Annotated in this window: 10 protein-coding genes; 5 read left to right on the plus strand and 5 right to left on the minus strand. The window is 76.2% G+C overall.

Annotated features, from left to right (window positions below; genetic code table 11):
• Positions 1–90: 90 nt before the first annotated feature.
• Both K7G60_RS37170 and K7G60_RS37175 read left to right on the plus strand, forming a co-directional pair.
• Positions 91–513 carry a PaaI family thioesterase gene (locus K7G60_RS37170; RefSeq protein ID WP_225805381.1) on the plus strand — a complete coding sequence of 141 codons (423 nt, stop codon included), beginning with the start codon at positions 91–93 and terminating at the stop codon, positions 511–513.
• A gap of 204 nt (positions 514–717) precedes the next feature.
• On the plus strand, positions 718–1215 hold the full coding sequence (locus K7G60_RS37175; RefSeq protein ID WP_225805382.1) for a hypothetical protein: 498 nt from the start codon (positions 718–720) through the stop codon (positions 1213–1215).
• Positions 1216–1251: 36 nt separating this feature from the next.
• On the opposite strand, the gene K7G60_RS37180 is transcribed toward K7G60_RS37175, so the two are convergent.
• The 4 genes from K7G60_RS37180 to K7G60_RS37195 all read right to left on the minus strand — a co-directional run bounded on the left by K7G60_RS37180 (position 1252) and on the right by K7G60_RS37195 (position 5505).
• On the minus strand, positions 1252–2460 hold the full coding sequence (locus K7G60_RS37180; protein WP_225805383.1) for a histidine kinase: 1209 nt from the start codon (positions 2458–2460) through the stop codon (positions 1252–1254).
• A gap of 52 nt (positions 2461–2512) precedes the next feature.
• Positions 2513–4258, minus strand: coding sequence for a cation acetate symporter (locus K7G60_RS37185; RefSeq protein WP_225805384.1), 1746 nt, complete (start codon positions 4256–4258; stop codon positions 2513–2515).
• Positions 4259–4277: 19 nt separating this feature from the next.
• Positions 4278–4667 (minus strand): hypothetical protein, encoded by a 390-nt coding sequence (locus K7G60_RS37190; protein WP_225805385.1) that lies wholly within the window; start codon positions 4665–4667, stop codon positions 4278–4280.
• A 70-nt stretch (positions 4668–4737) separates the two neighbouring features.
• Entirely contained in the window at positions 4738–5505 is a 768-nt protein-coding gene (locus K7G60_RS37195) for a LytTR family DNA-binding domain-containing protein (RefSeq protein WP_225805386.1), read from the minus strand.
• Between the two features lie 90 nt (positions 5506–5595).
• On the opposite strand from K7G60_RS37195, the gene K7G60_RS37200 reads away from it, so the two are divergent.
• From K7G60_RS37200 to K7G60_RS37210, 3 genes are all read left to right on the plus strand, one after another.
• A complete protein-coding gene (locus K7G60_RS37200; RefSeq protein WP_225805387.1) occupies positions 5596–6267 on the plus strand; it encodes a response regulator transcription factor in 672 nt (223 codons plus the stop codon).
• On the plus strand, positions 6264–7589 hold the full coding sequence (locus K7G60_RS37205) for a sensor histidine kinase KdpD (RefSeq protein WP_225805388.1): 1326 nt from the start codon (positions 6264–6266) through the stop codon (positions 7587–7589). Before K7G60_RS37200 ends, K7G60_RS37205 begins: the two co-directional genes overlap by 4 nt.
• Before the next feature lie 91 nt (positions 7590–7680).
• Positions 7681–9357, plus strand: coding sequence for an alpha/beta hydrolase (locus K7G60_RS37210; RefSeq protein ID WP_225805389.1), 1677 nt, complete (start codon positions 7681–7683; stop codon positions 9355–9357).
• A gap of 5 nt (positions 9358–9362) precedes the next feature.
• Here the strand turns inward: K7G60_RS37210 and K7G60_RS37215 are convergent.
• On the minus strand, positions 9363–10234 hold an 872-nt coding region (locus K7G60_RS37215), incomplete at its 5' end, for a WS/DGAT domain-containing protein (protein WP_225805390.1).

Below are 10234 nucleotides of genomic sequence, written 5' to 3' on the forward strand. Positions count from 1 at the left end.
CCCTGCGGCAGCTCGGCCGCTCCCTGCCCGGCTACCGGCCGCGCCGCGCGGCCGTTGCCCGGGCCCGTGCCGGAGCCCCACAATGACGCCGTGACGCTGACACTCGCCGCCGCCGAAAAGGTCCTCGCCGACAACTTCGCCCCCTGGGTGCTCGATCTGGGGCTCACCGTCGAATCCGTCGAATCGGCCGACGGCCACGAGGCCGTGCTCCGGCTCCCCTGGTCGGACCGGCTCGCCCGGGAGGGCGGCGGCCTCTCCGGCCAGGCCCTGATGGCCGCCGCCGACACCGCGACGGTCATCGCGGTCGCCGCGGCCCGGGGCGGCTTCGTGCCGATGACCACCGTCCAGCAGTCCATCAGCTTCCAGCGCGCGGTGATCGGCGCCGACGTCCTCGTGCGGGCCCGGCTCACCAAGGCGGGCAAGCGGATGGCCTTCGCCGACATCACCATGACGGCCGAGGGCACGGAGGAGACCGCGGCCCACGCGACCGCCGTCTACGCGCTCCTGGGCTGAGCGACCCGCGCTCCCCGCCCCACGCGCCACCCTCGTCCCGCCTGGCACCAGGAATCCCACCCGCACCGATCCGGCCGGGAAACGTATCCGAAACCACACGGGCGAGTTGAGCAAAGCGGGACCCGCGGGCGCCCTTCACGGAGGAGGCTCTCCCCCGGGCCCCTGACGTCCGGGGCCCTCACGTCCGGGGAGAAGGTGGGAGCGTTGCTGCCCGAGAGCACGAACGGCGCCAACGGCACGAGTGGGGGCGGCCTCGCCGTCCCGATGGCCTGGCTGTGCGCCGAGTACCTGGCCGACGAGGTGCTGAGGGCCGCCGCCCTCGTGGCCCCCGGCTCACTGGAGTACCGGGCCGGCCTCCAGGCGCTGGCCCTCACCGTCCACCTCGCCGAGGAACCGGACGGACCGGCCGGCGCGTGGGCCGGCTGCCGGGTCGACGAGTGGCTGCGGCACACCGCGTACGACCGGCCCTGGCCGCCCTGGGTCGAGGAGCGGCTCGCCGCACGGCGGGCGGCCGGCGGCGACGGCCCCGACCTGGCGCTCGCGCGGACCGCCTGGGCCCGGCTGCGGGACACCTGGATCCGCGCCGCCGACCTCGACGGCCGGACCGACCCCGAGGGCCCGGTCGACGAGGCCGAGCAGATCTGGCTTCCCGCCTGGAAGCTGGGCCTCCCGCTCGCGCACCTGTCGCTGCACCTGCGCTGACGGCTCCCGGACCCCACGGGAACGGTCGGACAGGCCCTAGGGTGCCGAAGGGTGCACTCCCGACCGGTACTTGGGGACGCGCACCGTCACCTTCATCCCGGCGCCGACCCCGGTCTCGATGACCAGACCGTGCTCCGCCCCGTACACCTGGCGCAGCCGCTCGTCCACGTTGGACAGGCCGATGCCGGAGCCCGCCGGGTGCTCCCCGCGCAGGACGGCGCGCAGCAGCTCGGGGTCCATGCCGATGCCGTCGTCCTCGACCGTCACCACCGCCTCGGCGCCCGCGTCCCGGGCGGCGATCGTGACGCGGCAGCCCCGTTCCCGGTCCTGGAGTCCGTGCTTGACGGCGTTCTCCACGAGCGGCTGGAGGCAGAGGAACGGCAGGGTCACCGGCAGCACCTCGGGGGCGATCTGCAGCGTCACCTTCAGCCGGTCGCCGAAACGGGCCCCGGCCAGGGCCAAGTACTGCTCGACGGAGCGGAGTTCGTCGGCCAGCTGGGCGAACTCGCCGTGCCTGCGGAAGGAGTAGCGGGTGAAGTCGGCGAACTCGAGGAGGAGTTCCCGGGCCCGTTCGGGGTCGGTGCGGACGAAGGAGGCGATGGCCGCGAGGGAGTTGAAGATGAAGTGCGGGGAGATCTGGGCGCGCAGGGCGCGGATCTCGGCCTCCACGATCCGGGTGCGCGAGCGGTCGAGTTCGGCCAGCTCCAGCTGGACGGAGACCCAGCGGGCCAGCTCGGTCGCGGCCCGCACGAGGACGGCGGACTCCCGCGAGCCGTAGGCGACGAGCGCGCCGAGGACGCCGTCCTCCCCGGTGAGCGGGGCGATCACCGCCCAGCGCAGCGGGCACGCCGGGTCGTCGCAGCCGCTGTGGGCGGAGCGGCTGCGGCCGGTCGCCAGGGTCTCGGCGGCCTGCCCGGGGACATGGGCCCGGTGGTGGTCCTCGCCCGGCCCGTCCCAGGCGAGGACCGCGCCACGGTCGGTGAGGCAGAGCGCCTCGGTGCCGAGCAGCGAGCGGAGCGTGCGGGCCGCCTTGCGGGCGGTCTCCTCGGTGAGTCCGGCGCGCAGCGGGGGCGCGGCGAGCGAGGCGGTGTGCAGGGTGTGGAAGGTGGCCCGCTCGACGGGTGTGCCGAGGTCGGCATCGGCGGCGCGGCCGCCGCGCCGGGCGGCGAACCGGCCGAGGACGAAGCCCGCGGCGAGCAGCACGGCCCCGGCGGCGGCCGCGGCGGCGAGGGCGATCCCGCTCATCGGCGCGCCCGGGCGTCGCGGTCGGGTGCCTCGCGGTCGGTGCCGGGGGCGGTCATCGGCGCACCTCCTGTGCGGGTACGGCCCCGGTGATCTCCTCCGGGAGGTGGAGCCGGGCGAGGATGGCGGGGGTGCCGGGCGGGATCCGGCGGGGGGTGGCGAGCGAGACGAGCACCATCGTCAGGAAGCCCAGGGGGACCGACCAGACCGCCGGCCAGGCCATCAGGGTGTGCGGCCAGCCCCCGGGGGCGAGTCCGGCCCGGGTCGCCATCACGGCCGCGAGGGCGGAGCCGCCGCCGAGCAGCAGCCCGGCCATGGCCCCGGGCGGGGTGAGCCGGCGCCACCAGATCCCGAGGACGAGCAGCGGGCAGAAGGAGGAGGCGGAGACGGCGAAGGCCAGGCCGACGGCGTCGGCGACCGGGACCTTGGAGGCGACCACCCCGACGGCGAGCGGGACGGCGGTGGCGAGCAGGGTCGCGAGGCGGAAGTGCCGTACGCCCCCGGAGGACGCCCGGGAGGGCAGCACGTCCTGGGTGAGGACTCCGGCGACCGACATGGTGAGCCCGGAGGCGGTGGAGAGGAAGGCGGCGAAGGCACCGCCCGCGAGGAGCGCCCCGAGGAGGTCGCCGAGGAGTCCGCCGAGGATCCGGTCGGGCAGGACGAGGACGGCGGCGTCGGCGGAGCCGGTGAGGGCGAGTTCGGGGGCGTAGATCCGGCCGAGGGCTCCGTACAGGCCGGGCAGCAGGTAGAAGGTGCCGACGAGGCCGAGCACGACGAGGGTGGTGCGGCGGGCGGCGCGGCCGTGCGGGCTGGTGTAGAAGCGGACGGCCACGTGCGGCAGGCCCATGGTGCCGAGGAAGGTGGCGAGGATCAGTCCGTACGTGGCGTACAGCTGGTGTCCGTCCCGGCCCCCGGCGAGCGGCTGGGACCAGCCGAGCGGGTCGGAGCCGCCGGCGGCCCGGTCGGGCAGGGGCGCCCCCGGCGCGAAGGCGAGCGAGGTGCCGCCGAGGACGTGGTGGGTGCCGGGGGCGAGGGTGACGGTCCGGCCGGCGTACGCGACGGAGTCGACGCTGCCGGTGACGGTGACCGCGAGCGGGGCGTCGAGCTCGATCCGTACCGTGTCGGCGACCTCGACGACGGTGTGGTCGCGGAGCACGGCGGGGGCGTCGAAGCGGGCCCGGGGCGCCCCGTCCCCGTACCAGGCGGCGAGCAGGAAGAGGGCGGGGACGAGGAGGGCGGTGAGCTTGAGCCAGTACTGGAAGGCCTGGACGAAGGTGATGCTGCGCATGCCGCCCGCGGCGACGGTGCCGGTGACGACGAGCGCGACGAGCAGTCCGCCGACCCAGTCGGGGGCGCCGGTGAGGATCTCCAGGGTGAGTCCGGCGCCCTGGAGCTGCGGCAGCAGGTACAGCCAGCCGATGCCGACGACGAAGAGGCTGGCCAGCCGCCGGGCCTGCGGGGATTCGAGGCGGGCCTCGGCGAAGTCGGAGAGGGTGTACGCCCCGGAGCGGCGCAGCGGGGCGGCGACGAGGACGAGCAGGACGAGGTATCCGGCGGTGTAGCCGACCGGGTACCAGAGCATGGCGGGGCCCTGGACGAGGACGAGTCCGGCGATGCCGAGGAAGGAGGCGGCGGAGAGGTACTCGCCGCTGATGGCGGCGGCGTTGAGGGCCGGGCGGACGGTCCGCGAGGCGACGTAGAAGTCGGAGGTGGTCCGGGAGATCCGCAGCCCGAGGGCGCCGATGAGGACGGTGGCGAGGACGACGGCGGTGACGGCGGCCACCGCGTAGGTCTGGTTCATGCGGGACGCTCCACCGCCGTCACCGGTCGAGGAGGCCGGTGAAGTCGCGCTCGTTGCGTTCGGCGCGGCGGACGTACCAGTGGGCGACGGCCCAGACGACCGGGTACGCGCCGACGCCGAGCGCGGCCCAGACGAGCGACTCGGGGGCGGGCAGCGCGAGCAGCAGCGGCAGGGCGCCGACGAGCAGGGCGAGCGCGCCGAGGGCGGTGAGGGCGGCGCGCAGCTGACTGCGCATCAGGGAGCGGACGTAGGTGTGTCCGAGGGTGGTCTGCTCGTCGATCTCGGAGCGGGCGGGCGGGTGCGGGGTCCGGGGACGCGGGCGCGGCGGGGGCACGGACCGGTCGCCCAGGGCCGAGGCGTAGGTGACGGTCTCGCGCCGGGGCCGGCGCGCGGCTTGGTGCTCGGACATCGGTGTCCGCTCTCTCACGGTCGGATGGGCCCGTGGAGTGTAAGCGGAAGGTCTCGCGGGCCGGTAGGGGTCAGCCGCCCGCGCGGCGCGTCAGGAGATCCCGCAGGTGGCGGGCGTGCCGGCGGGAGACGGCGAGGTCGGTGGCACCGAGCCGCACGGAGGTGGCGCCGCCGTCGACGCGGAGCTCGGTGATCCGGTCGACGGCCACGAGGTGGCTGCGGTGGATGCGGACGAACCCCCGGTCGGCCCACCGCTCCTCGAGGGTGGAGAGGGGGATGCGGACGAGGTGGCTGCCCCGGTCGGTGTGGAGGCGGGCGTAGTCGCCGTGCGCCTCGACGTACGCGATGTCGTCGACGGCGACGAAGCGGGTGACGCCGCCGAGCTCCACGGGGATCTGCTCGGGCACGACGGGTGCGGCGGGTGCGGCCGGGACGGGGGCGGCGGTGGCGTGGACCAGGTCGTGGACGCGCCGGACGGCCTCGGCGAGCCGCTCGCGGCGGACCGGCTTGAGGACGTAGTCGACCGCCTGGAGGTCGAAGGCCTGGAGCGCGAAGCCCTCGTGGGCGGTGACGAAGACGACGAGCGGCGGCCTGGCGAAGCCGGCCAGCAGACGGGCGACGTCGAGGCCGGTGAGGCCGGGCATGTGGATGTCGAGGAAGACGACGTCGACGGCGTCCTCGCCGTCGGGCCCGGACTCCAGGGCGCGCCCGATCCTCCGCAGCGCGGCGGCCGCGTCCCCCGCCCCCTCGGCGGTACGGACCCGGGGGTCGGCACGGAGCAGGTAGAGCAGCTCCCCGAGGGCGGGCTCCTCGTCGTCGACGGCCAGTACGCGCAGCATGCGCGGGAGTTTATTCGAGGAGCCCGGACGTGCGGCGGGCCGCGGGCCGGCCCCGACGCGAATGGTCAGACAGGTCCTAAGGTGTGTGACGTGCGTGTACTGCTCGTCGAGGACGACGAAGACCTCCGGTTCGGGGTGGCCGCCGCTCTGCGTGCCGCCGGGCTCGCCGTCGACGAGGCCGCCGATCTGCCCCGGGCCGACGAGGCGTTGTTCGTCACGGCGTACGACTGCGCGGTCTTCGACCGGATGCTGCCGTCCGGGGACGCCGCCGCCTTCGTCGACGGGCTGCGGCGCGGTGGCCACGCCGTGCCCGTGCTGTTCCTGACCGCGCGCGACACGGTGGCGGACCGGGTGGAGGGCTTCGCGAGCGGCGGGGACGACTACCTCGTCAAGCCGTTCGCCGTGCCCGAACTGGTCGCCCGGGTGCGCAGCCTGTGCCGCCGGTCCGCGGTCGTACGTCCTCCGGTGCACCGCGTCGGCGACCTGGAGGTCGACACCGCCCGCCGGCACGTCCGCCGGGCCGGGGTGCTGCTCACGCTCACGAGCCGGGAGTTCGCGGTCCTGGAGGTCCTCGCGGCGCGCTCCGACCAGGCGGTCTCCCGCGCCGAGCTGATCGAGAGCTGCTGGGACGAGATGGCCGAACCGCAGTCGAACGTCCTGGAGGTGCTCGTCTCCCAGCTCCGCCGCAAGCTCGGGGACCCGCCGGTGATCCACACCGTGCGCGGGGTCGGCTACCGGCTCTCACCCGACGACGCGCGGTGAGGCCCGGCTTCCCCCACGGGGCGCGGAGCCGGTCCGCGGCGCTCACGCCGACGGCCCGGGTGCTGCGGCTGCGCCGGCGGATCAGCCTGCTGTTCGCGCTGACCAGCGCCGTGGGGCTGATCGCGATGGCGGCCCTGGCCGTGCGCAGCGACAGCGGCCGCTGGCGGGAGCAGCTCGATCACACGATGGACGCGGACACCAGCTGGGCCCTCGGGCTCCTGGAGACCGACGAGGAGGGCCGGCTCGTCCTGGACGTCCTGGCGGACTCGGTGGACACCGCGTGCCCGCCGCTGACGGTGCTCCTCGTGGACGGGGACGACCGGGGCGCGCTGACGGTCGAGCACGCGCCGGCGAAGCCGTGTCTGACCGTGGGTCGGGCCGTGGTCCTGGAGGCGGGCCGTGCGGCGGTGCGGGCCGACGGCGTCCGGGCCTTCGACGGGCGTACGACGGGCGGCGAGCCGGTACGCGTGTTCGCGCAGCCCTTCTACGCGCCGGAGGCGGCGGACGACGAGGGGCCGCAGGGCGTGCTCGTGACCGTGGCCGACGCGACCGCCCAACGGGACGACCACCGGCGGCTCGTGTGGCTGGTGACGGGCGGCTGCGCGGTGCTCGTCCTGCTGTCGGCGGCCGTCGGGCACGTCCTGTCGGGACGTGCGGTCCGGCCCGCGCTCGCCGCGCTCGACCGGCAGGAGGCGTTCCTCGCGGACGCCGCGCACGACCTGCGGACCCCGGCCGCCTCGCTGCGGACGCTCGCCGAGACGGCGCTGCGCGGCGAGACGGACAGCGCGGACGTGCACCGGCGCACGCTGCGCCTGGCGGAGGGGATGGGCCGGCTCGTCGACGGGCTCCTCACCCGCGCCCGCCTCATGTCCGGTACCGCCGCGGTCGCACGCCAGCCGCTGCGTCTGGACCAGTTGGTGGAGGCGGTCGCCCAGGAAGCCGCCGAGGGGCGCGCGGAGGACCACCGCGTCCGGGTCGAGGCCGAGGACGCCGTCGTGGTCGCCGACCCCGAGCTCGTGCGCCGGGCCGTCGGCAATCTGCTGGACAACGCGCTCGCGCACGGCCACGCCCCGGGCGTCCCGGCGGACGTGCTGGTCACGGTGGGCCGGGACGGCACGCTGACGGTCGAGGACGCGGGTCCCGGCCTGCCTCCGGAGGTCGCGGGCGCCCTGTTCGAGCGGTTCCGCAGCGGATCCGGGTCCACCGGCCTCGGTCTGTCCATCGCCTCCTGGGTCGCCCACGCGCACGGCGGCACGCTCACGGCGGGACGCGGCGAACGGGGCGGGGCCCGGTTCGTCCTGCGGCTGCCGACCTCGGACTGACCGCCCGGGGGCCGGAGCGGGGTCGGCCTCAGCAAATCCTCAGCATCCGTGCCCGATCCTTCCGTGGACCGACCATCCAGGGGAGTTCCTCGTGTTCCGCACCGCCGCCCGCCGCCGGGCCCTCGTCCTCGCCCTCGCCGTCCTCGGCACCACGTCCCTGGCCGCCTGCACGGCCGGCTCGGGCCGGGACGGGAACCGGCCGGGGTCCTCGGCCGCCGCCGACCCGGCCGCCCGCCCCGACCTGCGGCGCTTCTACACCCAGAAGCTGGACTGGCGGCCCTGCGGCGACTTCCGGTGCGCGACGCTCACCGTCCCGAGGGACTACTCCCGTCCCGGCGACGGCAAGACCTTCGTCCTGCCGGTGGCGAAGGCGGCGACCGCGGTCCCCGGCAAGCGCGTCGGCTCGCTCGTCCTGAACCCCGGCGGACCGGGCGAGCCCGGCGTGCGGCTCCTGAAGGACGGCGTCGCCGACGACATCGGCGAGGGCGTGCGCGAGCGGTTCGACATCGTGTCCTTCGACCCGCGCGGCGTCGGCGGGAGCAAGCCGGCCCTGACCTGCCTCACGGCGGACGGGGCGGACGGGGAGTCCCCGGCCGCCGGCGCGGACGAGGCTCCGCTCCACCCCCGCACGGACGCCGAGCGCGCCGTCGCCCTCGCGGACGCGCGGGCGACGGCCGCCGCCTGCCGCAAGGCGAGCGGTCCACTGCTGCCGCACGTCGGGACGGACGACGCCGCCCGCGACATGGACGTCCTGAGGGCCGCGCTGGGCGAGCGGAGGCTCACGTACGTCGGCTGGTCGTACGGCACGAGCCTGGGCACCTCGTACGCCGAGCAGTTCCCGCGCCGCGTACGGGCGATGGTGCTGGACGGAGCGGTCGACCCGTCGCTGGACTGGCGGCAGCGCGTGCTCGGCCAGTCGGCCGGTTTCCGGGACGCCGTCGAGGAGTACGCCGACTCCTGCGCCGACGTGGTCGGCGAGGCCTGCCCCGGCACGACGCCCGAGGAGATACGCACTCTGGTGGACCGGCTGCTCGACCGTACGCAGCGCGATCCGCTGCCGGTCGACGGCTCCGGGGAGGGGCTCGACGCGGCGGGCCTGGTCTCCGCCCTCAGCCTGTCCATGTACACGCCGGAGGCGCAGTGGGAGGGCCTGTCCGAGGCGCTGCGCGCGGCGGACGGCGGGGACGGCACGGAGCTGGCTGCGCTGGCGGCGGGCGACGAGGACGCCGGCGGGGAGTCGGACGCGGACGCCTCCGGCGAACCGTCGGAGGACGAACCGGCGGAGGACGAGACGACCGACGCCGGGACGACCGACGGCGAACCGGCCGGGGAAGGGGCCTCGGACGTGCCCGAGGACAACAGCGACGCGGCCCTGATCGCGGTCAACTGTCTCGACGTCCCCCACCCCCGCGACGAGCAGGCGTACTGGGACGCGCTGGGCCCCGCCGACAAGGCGGCGGGTGTCTACGGCACGTCCGGCGTGACGAGCGAACTGGTCTGCGAGGACTGGCCGGCAGGCACCCGGCGGCCGCACCGGGTGAACGCGCCGGGCGTCCCGCCGGTCCTCGTCGTGGGCACGGCGGGCGACCCCGCGACGCCCTACGACGAGGCGGTGAGTCTGGCACGCCAGTTCCCCGGCGGCATGCTGCTGTCCTTCGAGGCCCCCGGCCACACCGGGTACGGCCGCGACGCCTGCATCGACGAGAAGGTCGAGGCGTACCTGGTCTCCCTCACGAAGGTCCGTCCGGGCACCACCTGCGCCCCCTGACCGGCTCAGGCGGTCTCCGGCGGGTCGAGCAGGTCGAGTTCGGCGGCGAGCGCGGCGGCCAGCGCGTCGAGGTCGGGGACGGCCTCGCCGTCGGCGACGAGGCCGATGTGGACCTGGCCGCCGTACGGGGACATGGCGACGGCGAGGGACTGGCCGCGAGCGAGCGGGGCCATCGGGAAGAGCGCGCGCAGCGGGGCGCCGCCGAGGGAGAGCGCGGAGCGGGGCAGCGGCACCTGGGTGACGAGGAGGTCGAAGAGGAGCCGGGCGGCGCCGGCGGCGAGGGGGGCTCCGAAGCGGTGGGCGAGCGGGTGCAGCTGGTCGGCGAGGAGGGCGACGGCGCCGGCGCCGCGGAAGGGCCCCGCGGCCTTGTTGCGGTCCATGGCGTGGCGGACGGCGGTGAGCCGGGCGGCCGGGTCGGGTTCGGTGACCGGCAGGTCGAGGAGGTACCCGGAGAGGCTGTTCCCGGGGCCGGCCGGGGCGCCGGGGCGGCGGCGGGAGACCGGGACGAGGGCCCGGGGGTCGGCGCCGGGGAGGGGCAGGCCGCGCCCGTCGAACCAGCGGCGCAGGGCGCCGGCGACGAGCGCGAGGAGGACGTCGTTTGCGGTGCCGCCGGTGGTGCGGCGGATCCGGTGGACGCGGTCGAGGGGCAGGGTGGCGGTGGCGATCCGGCGCGTGCCGCTGGAGTCGGCGGCGAGCGGGGCGGCCGGGCTTCCGTCGAGGCGGCCGGCGCGGGCGACCGAGGAGCCGACGACGGAGGCGCCGACCTCGACGGCCCTGCCGAGGTCGCCGAGGCGGTCGCGGGCGATGCCGAGGAGGCGGCCCGGGCCGGGGAGCCAGGAGCGCGGGGGTACGGGGCGGGTGCGGCGCCTCGCCGACT

This window comes from Streptomyces sp. NK15101 (genome assembly GCF_020400725.1).
Lineage (GTDB): Bacteria > Actinomycetota > Actinomycetes > Streptomycetales > Streptomycetaceae > Streptomyces.

Excerpts from the sequence above, each read along its gene's own strand:
- K7G60_RS37180 (WP_225805383.1), bottom strand. The coding sequence starts at position 2,460 with ATGAGCGGGATCGCCCTCGCCGCCGCGGCCGCCGCCGGGGCCGTGCTG.
- K7G60_RS37185 (WP_225805384.1), bottom strand. The coding sequence starts at position 4,258 with ATGAACCAGACCTACGCGGTGGCCGCCGTCACCGCCGTCGTCCTCGCC.
- K7G60_RS37190 (WP_225805385.1), bottom strand. The coding sequence starts at position 4,667 with ATGTCCGAGCACCAAGCCGCGCGCCGGCCCCGGCGCGAGACCGTCACC.
- K7G60_RS37195 (WP_225805386.1), bottom strand. The coding sequence starts at position 5,505 with ATGCTGCGCGTACTGGCCGTCGACGACGAGGAGCCCGCCCTCGGGGAG.